General features: G+C 69.1%; 13 protein-coding genes. 3 read left to right on the forward strand and 10 right to left on the reverse strand.

Going from position 1 to position 16,760, the window contains the following annotated elements; genetic code table 11:
- Positions 1-24: 24 nt before the first annotated feature.
- The 3 genes from ACFWFP_RS20360 to ACFWFP_RS20370 form a co-directional block, all read right to left on the reverse strand.
- A complete protein-coding gene (locus ACFWFP_RS20360) occupies positions 25-1,242 on the reverse strand; it encodes a glycosyltransferase family 87 protein (protein ID WP_379297223.1) in 1,218 nt (405 codons plus the stop codon).
- Between the two features lie 243 nt (positions 1,243-1,485).
- Positions 1,486-2,850, reverse strand: a complete 1,365-nt coding sequence (locus ACFWFP_RS20365) for an NtaA/DmoA family FMN-dependent monooxygenase (protein ID WP_379297225.1) — start codon at positions 2,848-2,850, stop codon at positions 1,486-1,488.
- 10 nt (positions 2,851-2,860) lie between these two features.
- The gene (locus tag ACFWFP_RS20370) at positions 2,861-4,069 is read right to left on the reverse strand and encodes an LLM class flavin-dependent oxidoreductase (RefSeq protein ID WP_379297695.1); all 1,209 of its coding nucleotides are present in this window, start codon (positions 4,067-4,069) and stop codon (positions 2,861-2,863) included.
- A gap of 451 nt (positions 4,070-4,520) precedes the next feature.
- On the opposite strand from ACFWFP_RS20370, the gene ACFWFP_RS20375 reads away from it, so the two are divergent.
- From ACFWFP_RS20375 to ACFWFP_RS20385, 3 genes are read left to right on the forward strand one after another with little or no spacing between them, the layout of a single operon-like run.
- A complete protein-coding gene (locus ACFWFP_RS20375) occupies positions 4,521-5,591 on the forward strand; it encodes an acyl-CoA dehydrogenase family protein (RefSeq protein ID WP_379297227.1) in 1,071 nt (356 codons plus the stop codon).
- A 25-nt stretch (positions 5,592-5,616) separates the two neighbouring features.
- Positions 5,617-6,678, forward strand: coding sequence for an LLM class flavin-dependent oxidoreductase (locus ACFWFP_RS20380; protein WP_379297229.1), 1,062 nt, complete (start codon positions 5,617-5,619; stop codon positions 6,676-6,678).
- Positions 6,675-7,925, forward strand: a complete 1,251-nt coding sequence (locus ACFWFP_RS20385; RefSeq protein WP_379297231.1) for an MFS transporter — start codon at positions 6,675-6,677, stop codon at positions 7,923-7,925. Before ACFWFP_RS20380 ends, ACFWFP_RS20385 begins: the two co-directional genes overlap by 4 nt.
- 120 nt (positions 7,926-8,045) lie before the next feature.
- Here the strand turns inward: ACFWFP_RS20385 and ACFWFP_RS20390 are convergent, their stop codons facing one another.
- The 7 genes from ACFWFP_RS20390 to ACFWFP_RS20420 form a co-directional block, all read right to left on the reverse strand.
- Positions 8,046-9,380 (reverse strand): NtaA/DmoA family FMN-dependent monooxygenase, encoded by a 1,335-nt coding sequence (locus ACFWFP_RS20390; RefSeq protein WP_379297233.1) that lies wholly within the window; start codon positions 9,378-9,380, stop codon positions 8,046-8,048.
- Positions 9,381-9,463: 83 nt separating this feature from the next.
- Entirely contained in the window at positions 9,464-10,495 is a 1,032-nt protein-coding gene (locus tag ACFWFP_RS20395) for an aldo/keto reductase (protein ID WP_379297235.1), read from the reverse strand.
- Between the two features lie 25 nt (positions 10,496-10,520).
- On the reverse strand, positions 10,521-11,891 hold the full coding sequence (locus ACFWFP_RS20400) for an acyl-CoA dehydrogenase family protein (RefSeq protein ID WP_379297237.1): 1,371 nt from the start codon (positions 11,889-11,891) through the stop codon (positions 10,521-10,523).
- The gene (locus ACFWFP_RS20405) at positions 11,888-13,189 is read right to left on the reverse strand and encodes an acyl-CoA dehydrogenase family protein (RefSeq protein ID WP_379297239.1); all 1,302 of its coding nucleotides are present in this window, start codon (positions 13,187-13,189) and stop codon (positions 11,888-11,890) included. The genes ACFWFP_RS20400 and ACFWFP_RS20405 overlap by 4 nt, the downstream gene beginning before the upstream one ends.
- Complete coding sequence (locus ACFWFP_RS20410; RefSeq protein ID WP_379297241.1) at positions 13,186-14,838, reverse strand: dipeptide ABC transporter ATP-binding protein; 1,653 nt, start codon at positions 14,836-14,838, stop codon at positions 13,186-13,188. The genes ACFWFP_RS20405 and ACFWFP_RS20410 overlap by 4 nt, the downstream gene beginning before the upstream one ends.
- Positions 14,835-15,719 carry an ABC transporter permease gene (locus ACFWFP_RS20415; RefSeq protein WP_379297243.1) on the reverse strand — a complete coding sequence of 295 codons (885 nt, stop codon included), beginning with the start codon at positions 15,717-15,719 and terminating at the stop codon, positions 14,835-14,837. The genes ACFWFP_RS20410 and ACFWFP_RS20415 overlap by 4 nt, the downstream gene beginning before the upstream one ends.
- Positions 15,716-16,759, reverse strand: coding sequence for an ABC transporter permease (locus ACFWFP_RS20420; protein ID WP_379297245.1), 1,044 nt, complete (start codon positions 16,757-16,759; stop codon positions 15,716-15,718). Before ACFWFP_RS20420 ends, ACFWFP_RS20415 begins: the two co-directional genes overlap by 4 nt.
- Position 16,760: the final 1 nt, after the last annotated feature.

Raw genomic sequence — 16,760 nt, forward strand, 5'->3', positions numbered from 1 at the left:
AGGGTCTGCCGTTGTGCGAATGAGCTACGGCAAAGCCGCAGCCGCCGGTCGCTTGCTCGTGGCCGTGCCGGGCGATCGCGGGGAGACGGGCGCGGACAGTGTCGCTCCGCGCACCAGAATTACCCAGTAGCCCACGAGGACAGCGCAGTAGAGCGAGTGTGTCACGGCGGCGGTGACGCTGCTGTGGGGTGGCAACTCCACGGTGAAGGACACCGGGAAGACCGGCACCGCGAGCGCGATGGCGGTGATCTCGCCGCGGCCCAGTGTGATCAGTACGAGCACCCCCGGCCACAGCAGCATCAGGTAGTTGTGCCACGCGAGGGGCGAGAACAGCAGGGCCGCGGCGAGTACCGCCCACAGAGCGGTGCCGCCCGGGTCGATGCGGTCGCGGTGGTGCCCACACCACCACAGCGTGCCTGCCAGTACCGCTAGCCCGAGTACCGTTCCGATCGCGGACGGCAGTCCGAAGCGCACCGCGAGCCCCGGCAGCGATGCGTTGTCCACCCAGCCCGACACCGGCTCGGACAAGGCGATACGCAGCCAGCCCGCCGCGCTCGACGGCCCGGCGACGAGCACCCCGATCAGCGAGGCGACAGCCGCGCCGGCGATTCCGGCCTTGAACGGCAACCACTGCCGCTGCACGGCCGCGAGCAGCAATATCGGTGCCAGCGACGGTTTGAGCGCCACCACGATGCCGAACAGAACAGATGCGAGCACCGGCCGCCCCCGCCGCTGCGCGATCCACCCGGCAACGAGCCCGACCAGCAGCAGCGGGTAGATCTGGCCGAGCATCAGCGTTCCGAACAGTGGTGAGGACGCGAGCACAGCCAGCGTGGCCAGCGCAGTGACAGCCGGGCGCAGCCGCAGTTCCGAGCACACCGCCAACACCGAGCCCAGCATCATGAGCAGTGTCAGCACCGAGAAGATGCGGTAGGCCGTGACCGCATCCAGCGTGGCCAGCGGTGTGAGCAGCATCGTGAGCAGCGGCGGGTTGAGATTGCTCAGCTTCGCCGGAGTCTCGTAGATGTCGGTGCCGTGGGTGAGGGCCACGGCCGAGCTCCAGAAGGTGTCGAAGTCGACGTGCACCCCGAACATATCGTCGGACAACAGCTGCGCCACCCGCGGGTAGGGGCTCAACACGCGCAGCGCCACTTCGACGATGGTCGCGAGCACGAGCAGACCTGCCACCACCCGTATGGCGGCGGTGAGACGGCTGGGCTGCGCTACATATTCTGGTGACACGGCTCCGGACGCTATCGGTACTTGTCCGGTTTTATGGAATCGCTCTATCCGCCGCGGCGTCCGGATGCACGATGCCGTAGTGCACATGCGCCGTGTGCCGCGCTGGAGTTCGTCGTTCCTTACGCCGCAGGCGGCCACTGCTGCGAGGCACTAGGAGAACGCGGCCGATCGGTGACGACGCGGCCGGGTACGGGGCGGCCTGCTGTGGGCATCCGCACGAGATGCCCACAGCAGCACCACTACTCAGGCGTCGACAGCGACAGTGGCCGATCGTAGGTCGGGCAGACCGAGGTTGTCTCGCAGGGTGGTTCCGGTGTACTCGGTGCGGAGGGCGCCGCGGTCTTGGAGCAGGGGAACCACGCGGTCGACGAACTCGTCCAGGCCGGTCGGGACGAGATGAGAACCGAGGATGAAACCGTCGGAGCCATCGCTGTTGACGAAATCGTCGATCTTCTCCGCGACCCGGGCCGGTGTTCCGACGATCGGGCCGCGCTCGAACTGGTCGATCACCGTTTCGCGCAGGGTCAGCTTCTTGGCCTCGGAGACCTCGCGCAAACGTGTGACCGTGGCAAAGCGGTCCTGGTGCAGGAAAGCACGGCCCTGGATGAACGGTGCCGCGTCGGGATCGGGCTCGATGTCGGGGATCGGGCCCTCGGGGTCGTAGCCGGACAGGTCCCGATTCCAGATCTGTTCGAGCAGGATGAGCGCGGTCTGCCCGGTGACCTGTTCGTTGCGGATGGCGTGGTACTTCTCGATCGCCTCGTTTTCGGTGTCGCCGAGCACGAAACTCGCCGACGGCAGGATCTTGATGTCATCGGCCGAGCGCCCGGCCGCCACGGCGCGAGCCTTGATGTCGCGATAGAAGTCCGCGGCCTCGGGCAGCTTGCCGTAGGGGGAGAAGATGGCGTCGGCGTTGGCCGCCGCGAAATCGCGACCCTGAGGTGAGACACCGGCTTGCAGGATCACCGGTCTGCCCTGCGGGCTGCGAGGCACGGTGAACCGGCCGGAGATGTCGAACTGTCGACCACGGAACTTGAACGCACCGGCGTCGGGACGGGCCAGGAATCGCCCGCTGTCCTTGTCGGCGACGATGTCGTCGACATTCCACGAATCCCAGAGGGCGCGTACAGCGTTGAGTGTCTCCTCGGCCCGCACATACCGGTCGGCCGGGTCGAGGAAGCCGCCGCGGCGGAAGTTCTGCCCGGTGAAGGCGTCGAAGGAGGTGACCACGTTCCAGGCGGCGCGCCCGCCGGAGAGGTGATCGAGGGTGGCGAACTGGCGGGCGAGTTCGTAGGGCTCGTTGAACGTCGCGTTGATGGTGCCCGCGAGACCGAGGTGTTCGGTGACCGAGGCGATGGCGGCCAGCACGCCGAAGGTGTCGGGACGGCCGATGATGTCCTGGTCGAAGATCTGGCCCGCGCGTTCACGCAGGATGAGACCTTCGGCGAGGAAGAAGAAGTCGAACTTGCCGCGTTCGGCGGTGCGCGCGGTGTGTTCGAAGGAGCTGAAATCGATCTGGCTGCCCGCCTGGGGGTGCCACCAGGCGGTGTGATGGTTGACGCCGCCGAGGTAGGCGCCGAGGATGACCTGCTTGCGGGGTGTACTCATCGATGGGACCTCACACTCTGGCGTAACGGTTGGGCACGGTGGTCGACAGACCGAGCAGTCCGCGCAGGGAACCCTCGGGGTAGCTGGTGCGGAACAGTCCGCGATGCTGCAGGGCGGGCACGAGCCGTCCGGCGATCGCGGCCAGGTCGTCGACCGCGACACCGGGACGCAGCCGGAACCCGTCGACACCCTGGCTGTCCCAGTCGGCGAGCAGATCGGCGAGCTCCTCGGCGCTGCCGGTGAAAATGGCCGCGTCGGAGGTGAATTCGGCACCGGCCTGGTCGTTGAGCCGGGCCAGTCGTTGCGCGCCGGTGTCATCGTCGGTGTCGAGGAAGACGACCAGGTCGGCGTAGACCCGCAGCGGTTCGCCCACCCTGGTCGCGCTGGCGGTCGCGACCTGTCGCAGGATTTCCGCCGGGCCGTGCTCGCGTGTGGGTGTGACGAAGACGAGATCCGCTGCCGCTGCGGCGAATTCGTAGACGCGGACGGCGTGGCCCAGTGCTGTGACCACGGGCTGACCCTGCGGTGGGCGCGGCGTGATAGCGGGTCCGCGGACGCTGAAGAAGCGGCCTTCGAAGTCGATGTAGTGCAGTTTGTCGCGGTCGATGAAGCGGCGGGTGGCGACGTCGCGGATCTCGGCGCCGTCCTCCCAGCTGTCCCACAGGCGCCGCACCACTTCGACGGCGTCGGTGGCCTCTTCGAACAATGCTTCGGCGTGCTCGGGGAGCTTGCCGGTCGCGATGATGTCGGCGAACTCGGCGGGCGTCGGGTCGGTGACCTCGCGGCGCCCGAAGTGCTGGGCTTCCTCGGCGCCCGCCGAGACCCGAACCTGCCAGCCCGCGCGGCCGCGAGAGGTGTAGTCGAGGGTGGCGAGGGAGGTGGCGACGTGGAACGGCTCGGTGTGGGTGGTCGTCACCGTGGGGATGAGTCCGATGTGGCGGGTGACCGGGCCGAGCGTCGCGGCGATGAGATGTGCGTCGAGCCGGGCGCGAACCTGGTCCACGGCATCGTCGGCGCGGGCGTGCAGCGGACCGGGCACACGCAGGCTGTCCTCGATCGTGACGAAGTCGAGCAGGCCGCGCTCGGCGGTGCCGACCAGGTCGGCCCAGTATCGGGCGCTGAACAATTCGGTGGGCCGCGAGTTCGGTGCTCGCCAAGCGGCCGGGTGCCAGCCCGCGCCGTCGAGCGCGACACCCAGGTGCAGTGGGTTCGGTGCCATCGTCTGCCATTTCTGTGGTTCGGTGAACGGTGCCTGGTGCAACGCCCCGATGCCGGATATCGGGTTGTGCGCCGGGTCCGACTGCCGTGGTCGCAGGACGGGCCGCGCCTGGGTGCGGGCCACGATCGCAGTGGCCAGTGGGGTGACCGGGTGAACACGATCGGTCCGCTGCGACGACGTCAACCGTTGAATTCAGCCCGATCGACAGGAAATAGGATCTCGCCCTTCAGATCGCCGGGCACCGAACTCCCGAGCATCGAGGATGCCGCATGGTTGCCCGCGCCGGGTTCCAGCGGTAGATCCTCGTCGCCTGAGGCGTCTCACCGACTTCTCGCTCTGCGGGAATTTATCTCCACTGGTGACCTGTCCGCGCAGGTAGCGGCGGTGCTTCTCGGTATGAACCGGCGGCAGACAAAGGCTTTCGCACGCTGGCCGGGTCGATACTTTCGACGTGAACGCAGCGCACGATAACTCGAACGACGAATTCCTCGTCCGAGTGCGCGACTACGCCGAGCAGGTGTTGAGACCCGCCGCATTGTCGACCGACCGCACCGGGGTGCTCGCGGATCGGATCGACGAACTGCGCGCCCTCGGTCTGCTCAATCACCTCGCGCCGAGGGAATTCGGCGGCCTCGCGATCGACCGCGATACCGACCGCCGCGTGCACGAGATCATCGCGGGCGCCTGCTTCAATACCTGGCTGGTCTGGGCGCAGCACGCGCCGCTGGCCGGGCGCATCGCCGCGGCGGGTGGTCCGGTATCGGCGCTGGCCGCCCGGATTCTGCGCGGTGAGCTGCTGCTCGGTGCCGGGGTCAGCGATGTGCGGCGGTTCCCGGATCACTATGTCGCGGCACGCAAGGCCGCGCACGGGTGGATCTTCGACGGCACCCTGTCCTGGGTCAGCGGGTGGGGACTCAACGCGGCGCTGACGGTGGCCGCGGTGGAACCCGACACCGAAACTGTGGTCACCGCGCTCGTACCGGTCGGGGAACGAACCCGCAGCACCGGACCGCTGGAACTCGGTGCGGTCGCGGGCAGCCGAACGGCGCGCGTGCACCTGGACGAAGCCTTCGTCCCCGACGAAAACGTCCTCACCACCCAGAGCCTCGACCAGGCGCGCGTCGTGGACACCGGCACCGCGAGCGACGCGCGTGCCCACCACTTCGGCCTCGCCGAGACGATCCTGACAGAGCTGGAGCGCAGCACCGTGCCACTGGCCGCCGACGTCGCGGCGACCTGGCGCCCACGCGTCGCCGAGATCCGTTCCGCCGCGTACGCGCTCGCCGACGAAGCCACCGCGGCGGGTGGGGGACCGCACCGCCTCGACGAGCGCCTGGCCGCCAAAGTCGCCAGCGGCGAAGCACTCTCGGCGATCAGCCGCGCGCTGCTGATCGCCAGATCCGGTCGTGGCCTCAGCGGCGACGACACGGCGCAACTACACGCCCGCTCCGTCCTCTTCGTCCTGGTCCAGGGCCAGACCGCCGATGTCCGTCGCGCCCAGCTCGCTGCGCTGGCCCGCTGATCACCACCGAACGGAACCACCGAACATGAGTCTCGAATTCCTCTGGTACATCCCCAATCAGGTCACCCCGGGTCACCGCGGCGAGCCGGTGGCCGCCGACCACAACAGCCTGGACACGCTGACCACGCAGGCGAAGGCGCTGGAGGCACACGGCTGGAAGGGTGCGCTGCTCGGCACCGGTTGGGGCCGCCCCGACACCCTCACCGTCGCCGCGGCGCTGGCGGCGCGGACCGAGTCCTTCGAGCCCCTCATCGCGATCCGGCCCGGCTACTGGCGCCCGGCGAACTTCGCCTCCGCCGCAGCCACTCTCGACCATTTGTCCGGTGGGAGGGTGCGGGTGAACATCGTCTCCGGCAAGGACGATCTGGCCGCCTACGGTGACAGCGAGGGCGACCAGGCCGACCGCTATGCCCGCACCAAGGAGTTCCTCCAGCTCGTCCGCACACTGTGGACCGAGGAGAACGTCACCTACCGGGGCGAGCACTTCCAGGTCACCGACTCCACGGTGGTGCCCCGCATCGAGCCGCGAGGCGACCGCCGTCATCCGACGCTGTACTTCGGTGGCGCCTCCGAGGCGGCGGAGCGAGTCGCCGCGACCGAGGCCGACGTCCAATTGTTCTGGGGCGAGCCCCTCGAAGGGGTGCGTGAGCGCATCGAACGGTTGCGCGCGCTGAGCGCCGAACTGGGTCGTGAGCACGCGCCACTCGAATTCGGTTTGCGCATCACGACTTTCGTGCGCGACACCACCGAGCAGGCGTGGGCGGACGCGGAGGCGAAGGTCGCGGAGATGGCGAAGAGCAGCCAGGGCGCGTCGAATCCGCACCGCCGCACCGCCGTGGGTCAACAGCGTCTGCTCGACCTCGCCGCGCGCGGTGAGGTGCTCGACGACAATCTCTACACCGCACCGGGCAGATACGGTGGCGGCGGCGCGGGCACCACCTGGCTGGTCGGCTCCGCCGAGGATGTCGCCAAGTCGCTGCGCAAGTACCGCGATCTCGGCATCACTCACTTCGTGCTGTCCGACACCCCGTACCTGCGCGAGATCGAGCGTCAGGGTTCCCAGCTGCTGCCGTTGCTCGGGGAGTGAGTGCCGCCCCCGTCCTGACCGTCGACCCGGTGCGCAGTCGACGGTTCCGGCTCATCGCCGTCTTCGCGGTGACCCAGACCGTCGGCTACGGCGCGATGATCCAGGCGTTCACCGTGCTGCTGGTCCCGATGTCGCATGCCCTCGCCGTCTCACGCACCGAGATCGCCGCCGCTGCCACCATTTCCACGCTGGTCGGGGCCTTGGCCGCGGTACCGGTGGGCAATCTGCTCGACCGCTACGGTGGGCGGGCTCTGATGACGGCAGGGTCGGCGCTGGGCGTGGGCGCGGTCGTGCTGTGGTCGCAGGCGCACAGTCTGGCTCAGCTGTATGTGGCGTTCACGCTGATCGGGTTGGCGCTGGCCACCTCCACCTACGAGGCCGCGTTCGCCGTTCTCGTAGTGGCCACCGAACCCGAACACCGGGATTCGGCGATCGTCGCGGTGACCACGGTCGTCGGACTGGCCACCAGCCTGTACTACTTCTTCGCGGGCTGGCTCGAGACGCAACTCGGCTGGCGCACCACACTTCTGGTGCTGGCGGTCGGTTTCGCGGTGATCGTGGTGCCCGCGCATCTGTGGGCAGTGCCGGGGCGGGCAGCGCACACCAGCCGGGTCGCACAACGCACCGGTGTTCCCCTCGGCGACGCGCTCCGCGACCGCAAATTCTGGCTGCTGGTGGTGTCCTTCGTCGCCCAGAGCGGGTCCACCTCGGCCTTCCTGTTGATGATGGTCACCTATTTTCGCGACATCGGCTATTCGCCGGTGTCCGCCGCCGCCCTCCCGATCGCGGTCGGCGTGACCCAGATCGCCGCTCGTCTGGCCCTGGCACCGCTGGCTCGCCGCTTCGGGATGACCAGTGTGACAGGGGTTTCCTTCGCCCTCCAAGGAGCGGGATTGCTGGCTCTACCGCTGGCAGGCACCTCACTGCCGCTCACTCTGGCCTGCATCGTCGCCTTCAGCACCGGCTACGGCACCAGCGTGATCGCCCGCCCGTCCATCGTCGCCGACAGCTTCGGCGTCCCGCAGTTCGCCGGCATCCTCGCCGTGATGACCGTCCCGATCGCGCTCTCCCGAGCGGGTGCTCCCTTGGCTGCCACCTGGCTCGGCGACTGGCGATTCCTGTTAGCGATCGGGTTGGCCGCCCTGCTCGCCGCGGTCGCGCTGATCCCGCTGTCGCGGACGCCTCCGGTCGAACACCCGCCGGTCCCGGCTACGGACGTGGTCACCGGGCACACCTGCAGCGCGTAACAAGAGCCGCACTCGCACAGCGCAATTCGTGAAGGAGACACGACTGCTCCCCGGAAATCGGAACAGAGCTGTCCGTACGGTTTCCGGGGAGGAGATCGATGCGAGCGGCGCCCGCGTGGACTATGCGGGCAGGCTGTGCCCGGCACGACCGGCAGGGACGGGCAGGCCGAAGCGGGCGCGCAAAGTCGGTGCGGTGTAGTCCTTCTGGAACAGGCCGCGCTCTTGGAGGATCGGCACCACCAGAGTCGCGAAATTCTCCAGGTCGACGGCGGTCTCGGCCGGCATGATGGTGAAGCCGTCGGCGGTGCCCGCGCCGAACCAGGAAGCGAGGTCGTCGGCGACCTGTTCGGCCGAACCGACGAGCAGGCGATGGCCCGAACCGCCCGCGCCCTGCTGGATCAACTCGCGCGGAGTGCGCGGACCCTCGGCGATGAGCGCGCGGGTGGAAATGCTGAAACCGGTCGAAAACGCTCCGGCGGGAACGGTGGCGGGGAGATCGGCGACGCCGATCGGGTCGTCGGGCCCGAAGGAGTCCGCGGGCAGGCCGAGGTTGGCGAGCAGTGCGGCGGTGAGTCGCTCGATCGGCAGCAGATCGTAGAGTTCCTGCTCGCGTCGACGCGCCTCCTCCTCGGTGGCCGCGACGAGCACCACCACGCCCAGCGAGATCTTCACATCGTCAGGATGGCGACCGGCCGCGGCCGCGCGCTGCCGGATGTCGTCGCGGAACGCGACCGCCTTTGCCTGGGTCTGGGCGACGGTGAACACGACATCGGCGAAGTCACCCGCCAGTGTGAGACCGCCCTCGGACCCGCCCGCCTGCACGACCACCGGTCGGCCCTGCGGTCCCGGCGCCACCGGCAGCGGCCCGGCGACCGAGAAGAACTCGCCCTCGTGATCGATGCGATGGATCTTGCCGGTGTCGGCGTAGCGGCCTGACGACTTGTCCGCGATCAGCCAGTCCGGCTCCCAGCTGTCCCACAGCCGGGTGACGACGTCGAGGAATTCCCAGGCCCGCCGGTACCTGGTTGCCTTCTCCGGGTGCTTGGTCAGGCCGAAATTCGCTGCGGCCGCCGGTGTTCCGGTGGTGACGATGTTGACCGCAGCGCGCCCCTTCGTCACGTGATCGAGTGCCTGGAACCGGCGCGCGAGGTTGTAAGGGGAGTTGTAGGTGGTCGACGAGGTGATCACGACACCGAGCCGCTCGGTGACCGCCGCGACGCTGCCGAGCAGGACGAGCGGATCGATCCCGGTGCCGGGGGCCTCCTCGATCTCGCCGCGCAGGGCCGGACCGTCACCGAGGAAGACCGCGTCGATCTTGGCGGCCTCGGCGATCTTCGCCAAGCGCTGGAAGTAGTCGATGTCGAGGTAGGCGAGCGGGTCGGCGTGGTCGAGCCGCCAGGCGTGGCGGAAGTGTCCCGGTGTCATCAGGGACAGGTTCAGGTGGAATCCGGGCATGGTGCGCGCCTTCTGGGGAAATGGGCGACGCCGATGACGTGAGCGGTCTCGGCCACGTCATCGGCGTCGTGTTCGGGAGGTGGTCAGAGCTTCAGGCCGGTGCCGTGGACGCCGTGCTCCTCGATGAGGGCGAGCTCCTCGGCGGTGAAGTCCGGGAAGTCCAGTGCGGCGGTGTTGTGGTCGAGCTGGGCCACCGAACTCGCGCCGATCAGCGCCGAGGTGACCTCGGGCCGGCGCAGCACCCACTGCAATGCCAGCTGCGCCAGCGACTGCCCCCGCGCGGCGGCGATCTTGTTCAGCTCGGCCGTGCGCTGCCGGTAGGTCTCGTCGATGACGTCGGGGGACAGGAAGGTGCTGTTCTGCGCGCGGGCGCCCTCGGGGATGGTCTCGAGGTACTTGTCGGTGAGCAAGCCTTGGGCCAGCGGCGAGTAGACGATCACGCCGAACCCGTCCTGGGTCGCGGTGTCGAGCAGACCGTTCTGTTCGGGGCGGCGATCGTAGATCGAGTAGCGGGCCTGGTGGATCAGCAGCGGGACACCGGCGGCGCGCAGCTGCTCGGCGATCGCGTGGGTGCGATCGGGCAGGTAGTTGGAGATGCCGACGTAGAGCGCTTTGCCCTGTTGCACCGCGCTGACCAGCGCGCCGACGGTCTCTTCGAGCGGAGTGTCGAGATCGGGGCTGTGGTGGTAGAAGATGTCGACGTAGTCGGTGCCGAGATCACGCAGGCTGTGTTCGAGGGAGTTCAGGATCGACTTGCGGGAACCGCCGCGCAGATAGGGGCTCGGCCCGATCGCGTTGCCCGCCTTGGTGGACAGCACGATCTCGTCGCGGTACGGCGCGAGGTCCTTGGCGAGCACCCGGCCGAAGTTCTTCTGCGCGGCGCGATGCGGCGGACCGTAGCGGTCGGCGTTGTCGAAATGGGTGATTCCCAGGTCGAAGGCGTGCAGGATGACCTCGCGCTGGGTGGCGAAGGCGTAGTCGGTGCCGAATTTCTGCCACAGCCCGAAGGAGAACGCGGGCAGGTCGAGTCCGGAGGTACCGGTGCGCCGGTACGGGACCTTCTCGTAGCGGTCTTCCGCGGCGGTGTAGGTGCGGTCGAAGGGGCCGTAGCTCATCAGGGTGGATCTTTCTCTCGGTGGTTCAGAACAGACCGGTGGTCGGGGGTTGTTCGCCCGTCAAGTGAAACGCGCCCGCGACGGCTTGCTTCCATTGGCGGGGGTTGTGATTGGCGGCGGTACGGGCATTGCGCCAGTGCCGGTCGAAGCCGAGGGCGCGGTCGGTGATCGACCCGCCGCCCACATCGAAGACGAGTTCGGCTGCGGCGAGCGCGGATTCGATGGCGATCACGCCCGCCTGAGCTACCTCGACCGCCGCCGCCGCACCCGCGGCTCTGGCATCGTCGCCGGTGCGCCCGCGCACGCCCCCGAGGGTCTCGGCGGCCAGCAGGACCACCGCGCGCGCCGCCTGGGCGCGGGCGGCGATCTCGCCGACGGTCTGGCGGACATAGGGATCATCGAGGCTGCTGGTGGCGGTGCTGTGCTTGATCGGGCGGGCCCGCTCCCGGACGAAGGCGATGGCATCGTCACGAGCTCGCCCGGCGATACCCGCCTGCACCGCGGCCAGATACAGCTGGGCGTAGGAGCCCTGCCATGGATTGTCGGGTTCGGTCTCCGGCGCCGGGGTGATCTCGTCGGCGCGCACTCGCACCCCGGTGAACCGGGTGGTCCCACTGGCGGTGAGGCGCTGGCCGACCGCGTCGAAGTCGTCGAGCCGTTGTACTCCCGCGCGATCCACCGGCACGGTGAACCGCAGCACGGCCCCGTCCTCGGTATGGGCTTGGGTGGAGAACCAGTTCGCGTACAGCCCACCGGTCGAGTAGTACTTCTCGCCGTCGATCAGCCAGTCCGCGCCGTCCCGCCGCGCGGTCGCGTTCACCTGGCCGCTGGCACCGCCGGTGCGTTCATTGCTGGTGCCCGCGAACAGGTCCCGGTTCCGCAGCCGTCGCAGCGACTGCTCCCGGTGTGGCAGGTCGGGCCTGTCCGCTACCTGGTTCGCCAGCAGAAAGCTGGCCCGCAATGCCTGCGCCACACTGGAATCGGCCCGCGCGATCTCGATCACCAGGTCGCTGACCTCGCGCAGTGACCCGCCCGCCCCGCCCTCTGCGACGGCGATTCCGGTCAGGGCGATCCCGGTCTCGGCGAGCGCGCGCACCTGTGCGAAGGCGTAGTCGCGGTCGATCTCGCGCTGCCGTGCCGTCTCGGCGAGCTGCCGCAGGATCGGCGCCGCGGTGGTTCGGATGCCCGCTACCGTGAGCGGGCGGTCGGGCCTTGCCGACGGGGAACGCTGTGGGGTCCCTGCGATTTCGGTATCCGGCGCGGTGCCCTGAGTCGGGGCGGTCGGCAGGCTGCCGCCGCTGATACCCGGCACGGCGTCGAGTATCGGGAGAGAGGGCGTGGCCGGTGCTGATCCGCCGGGTTCGAACAGGGGCGCCGAATGGTCGACGGCGGTCATCGCGCACCGCTCGGCGCGGCATCGGCTGCCTCTGTCGCCTCGCCGTTCGTCGCGGCGACGGTGGGGTCCGGTGTGACCACCGAGGGACGCTGCCGGTAGTAGCCCGGCACCGGCGCGTTGCCGTTGACAACGAAGTCGCCGAGCACGCGCGGCTTGTAGATGACCGGGTTGTGCGAGGCGAGGGTGCGGGCATTGCGCCAATGCCGGTCCAGGTGGACGCTGTTGCGGATCGTGGACGACCCGCCCGCATCGAAAGCCCTTGTCGCGGCGTCGAGTACGGCCTCGATCACCGCGATCTGCGCGGCAGAGGTATCGAGGTAGGCCCGGGTGTAGGCAGCCTCGTCCCCGGCGGCGTGCGCGGCCTCGAGCTGCTCGGCGGCATGCCGCAGCAGGGTTTCGGCGGTGATCCTGCGGGCTTCGAGGAGGCCGATCACCGAGAGGATGTCGGGATCTTCGGTGGCGCGCTGGGTGAGCGCGTGCAGGCTGGTGCGGGTGCGACCGCGCACGATCTGCGCCGTCTCGGCGACGATGCTGCGCGCGATCCCGGTCAGATTCGCCAGGTGCACGATCTGGACGAAGGAATCCAGACCGCGCAAGGACTCCTTGTACCGGCCGATGTCGCCGTGCTCCTCGACCGGCACATCCTCGAAATAGGTCGTGCCGCTGCCGGTTTGACGCTGACCGATGCCGTCCCAGTCGTCGGCGTGGGTGACGCCGGGGTGCCGGGCGGGGATCACCACGAAACCGCGGGTGCCCTCGTCGTCGACCACGGCCGCGCGGATGTAGTCGGCGAATCGCGCACCTGTCGAGTAGAACTTGGTGCCCGAGACCACCCGCACACCGTCGGCGCCCACGCGGGCGCGTGTGGTGGTCACACCCCAGCCCGCGGATTCGCCGACCGCTTCGGCGACCAGCGCCGAGGGCTCGGACTGCGCGTTGCCGAACACCGCGCCCGCACCGATCGCCCGGAACCAGTGCTCGCGGATCACGGGATCGGTTTCGGCGCGCAAGATCTCGGTGGTGGTGAAATGCCCGCGCCAGATCTGCGGAATGTTGGAATCGGCCTGCCCTGCCTCGGCCAGCAGCCCGAACAGCGTCGGCAGGTCGACGTCGAACCCGCCGTATTCCACCGGCACCCGCAACCGGCCGAAGCCCGCGTCGGCCAGCGCCTGGATCAGCGCGTCGGGGTGCTCGAAGGCGAGGTCGCGCTCGCCCGTGCCCGGCACGAACTCGGCCAGGATCGCCCGGATGCGGGGCAGTGCCTCGGCCAGGGTGGCGGGCGCGATGGTGGTGGTCATGACAGTCCTCCGATGAGGTCGCGGCCGGCGATCGCATCGAGCAGACGCACGGTGTAATCGTCGGCGGGAGAGGAGAAGACCTGGTCGACGGTGCCCTGTTCGACGATGCGGCCTTCGCGCATCACCGCCACGCGATCGGAGATCGCGCGCACCACGGCCAGGTCGTGGGAGATGAAAACGTAGGTCAGCCCACGTTCTTGCTGCAGGCCGCGCAGCAGATCCAGGATCTGCGCCGCGACCGAGACGTCCAGCGCCGAGATCGGTTCGTCCAGCACGATCACCTTCGGCTCGAGCACCAGCGCGCGAGCGATGGCCACCCGCTGACGTTGCCCGCCCGACAGTTCGCGCGGATGCCGGTCGACGAAATCGGCGGGCAGGGCGGCGGCCTCGAGCGCGGCCACCACCCGGTCGCGATTCGGCCTGCCGCGACGCAGCCCACGGCGCGGCTCGAACGAGCGCAGCGGCTCGTCGACCACGTCGTAGACGTCGAAGCGCGGATCGAACGAGGAATACGGGTTCTGGTACACGATCTGCACGTCGCGGCGCAGCGGCCGGAACTCCCGGCGGCTGAGCCGGGTGATGTCGGTGCCCAGCAGTGCGACCCGGCCCGAATCGGCCTCGGTGAGCCCGGTCAGCACCCGCGCAGTCGTCGACTTCCCGCTGCCGGATTCGCCCACGATGGAATAGGTTTCGCCGCGTCGCACCCGGAAGGAGATGCCGTCGACGGCGGGGACGCCGCCATAGTCCTTGCGCAGCTCGTCGACCTCGATGACCGTCTCGGTGGGAACCGCGACGGGTGCCCGTTCGCGCACCCACGGCCGCCGCGAGGGCACACTGTCGAGCAGTCGCCGGGTGTAGGCGTGCTGCGGGTCGGTGACCAGCTGCGCGGTCGGCCCGAACTCGACCAGCCCGCCCTGGTGCAGCACGCCGATCAGGTCGGAGCGGTCGGCGGCCACGCCGAGATCGTGGGTCACCAGCACCACGCTGGTCCCCGTGCGCAGCCGGACTTCGTCGAGCAGGTCGAGCACCTGTTTCTGCACCGTCGCGTCCAGCGCCGAGGTCGGCTCGTCGGCGATGATCAGATCCGGTTCGGCCGCGACCGCGGCGGCGATGAGCACTCGCTGGCGCATGCCGCCCGAGAGTTCGTGCGGGTACTGGCGATAGCGGCGCTCGACATCGGTGAAGCCGACCAGTTCGAACAGTTCGTGCACACGGTCGCGGCGAGCCTCGGCATCGAGCTCGGTGTGCAGCCGCAGCACATCCTCGACCTGGTGCCCCACCCGGCGTACCGGGTCGAGCGAGACGGCCGGGTCCTGCGGGATCAGGCTGATCGCGCGTCCCCGGATCGAACGCCACCCTTTCGCGCTCAGCTCGGTCAGGACCTGGTCGCGGAAGGTGATGGTGCCGCCGGTGACCTCGCCGTTGCCGGGCAGCAGCCCGAGCACGGCGTGGGCGGTGGTGGTCTTGCCCGACCCGGACTCGCCGACCAGCGCCAGCACTGTGCCGGGCGGGACCTCGAAGGAGACGTCGCGCACCACCGGGGTGACCCGGTCGTTCACCCGATAGCCGACGCGCAGGTTCGCCACCCGCAGCACCGGCCGGACATCGCTTTCCGGTGCAGGCGTGATGGTTTCGTGGACGACGCTCATGCGGAGCCCCTCCTGGACAGATGGCGGGACAGGTGATTGGTCGCCAGCACCATCACCACGATGGTGAGCCCCGGCCACAGGGTGAGCCAGCCGCGCGTGGCGATGTAGTTGCGCCCGTCGGAGACCAGCCGACCCCATTCCGGGTCCGGCGGCTGGGCCCCGAGCCCGAGGAAGCTCAGCGAGGCGATCCAGATGATCGCGATGCCGAATTGCACGGTGACCAGCGAGACAGTCGGCGCGATCGAATTGGGGATCACGTGTCGCCGGAGAATCGCGCCGGTCGAGGCCCCGCTGGTGGTGGCCGCCTCGACGTAGGTGCTGGTGCGGGCCTTGACCACCTCCGAGCGGATGAGCCGGGCGAAGGTCGCCGACGAGGTGAGCCCGACCGCGATCCCCGCCTGCCACACCCCGAAACCGAGCAGCACCACGATGGTGATGGCCAGCAGGAAGCCCGGAATCGAGAGCACCACGTCGATGAGCCGCATCACCGCGCTGTCGGGGAATCCGGCGAACCAGCCCGCCACCGCGCCGAGCAGGGAACCCACGACCACACCGACGCCGACGGCGATCGCCGACCCCAGCAGTGAGGCCCGCGCACCGTAGACGATGCGCGCGTAGAGGTCGCGGCCGAGCTGGTCGGTACCGAACCAGTGCTCGCCCGAGGGCGGTTTCAGCTTCTGTGCCGGATTCACCGCCAGCGGGTCGTAACTGGTGAACAGCTGCGGCACGATCGCCCACGCCAGGATGGTCGCGACCACCAGCAATGCCAGCACGACTGTCCAGTGCCGACGGGTCCATCGCAGTGCAGACCGTCCCCGACGCGACGGGTCTGCCGAATCGGTCTGCGCTGGAACAGTATCGATCTTTTCGAGCGTTGTCATGGCATCGCCACCTCGGCAGGCAGCCGACGCGGCACCGCCGCGACGACCGGAACGGAAACGGTGGCCTGCCGGCGTTCGAGCGACCGCGACCGGGTGACCCGGTGCGTGCGCCCGTCCACCAGCACCCGCGGGTCGATGAACGGATAGGCCAGGTCCACCGCGAGATTCACCAGCACATAGGCCACCGTCGAGAGCAACACCACGCCCTGCACCACCGGCAGGTCCTGGGTGTCGACCGCGCCGACGGTGAGCTGGCCGATGCCCTGGCGCGCGTAGACCGACTCGGTCACCACCGCACCGGCGATCAGCTCACCGAAGGCCAGCCCGAGCAGCGTGAGCACCGGCAGCGACGAATTGCGCAGCACGTCCTTGCGGAAGATGTAGCCCTCACCCGCGCCCCTGGCCGCCACTACGTGCACGAACGGTCGCTGCCGGGTCGTGCGGACCGAGGTGGCGAACACCTGAGCCAGCGGTGCGGCCACGATCAGGCCCAAGGTCGCGGCAGGCGCGATGAGCGCGAGCACTGTGCCGTCGTCGACCGAGGGGATCAGATGCCAGCGGAACGAAAGATATTGCAGCACCAGCACGCCGACGACGAAAGTGGGAACCGAGGCGAACAGCGCGGGCACGGAATCGAAGACGCCGCGCAGCCACGCCCACGGCGCGTAATTGGCCGCCACCGCGACGACACCGGCGAAGACCAGCCCGAACACCAGGCCGAGCGCGGTCAGGGTCAGCGTCGAGGGCAGCGCCTCGGTGACCGCCTGCGTCACCGGCCTTCCCGAGGTGAGCGAGAAACCGAGGTCACCGTGCAGCAGGGCCCACAGCGCGTGCAGGTACTGCTCCCAGACCGGCCGGTCGAGCCCGTAGAACTCGAGCATCAACCGGCCTGCCTCCGGCGTGATCTGCGCTTCCGGGTTCTGGATGCGGTTGTTCACCGAGTCCCCGGGCAGCGCGCTGAGCAAGACGAACGACAGGGTGTAGGCGGCCCAGAGGACCAGTACCGCCTGTACCAGCCGGCGCAGAACGTAGGTGCGCATC

The sequence above is a fragment of the Nocardia sp. NPDC060249 genome (assembly GCF_042728755.1).
Classification (GTDB): domain Bacteria; phylum Actinomycetota; class Actinomycetes; order Mycobacteriales; family Mycobacteriaceae; genus Nocardia.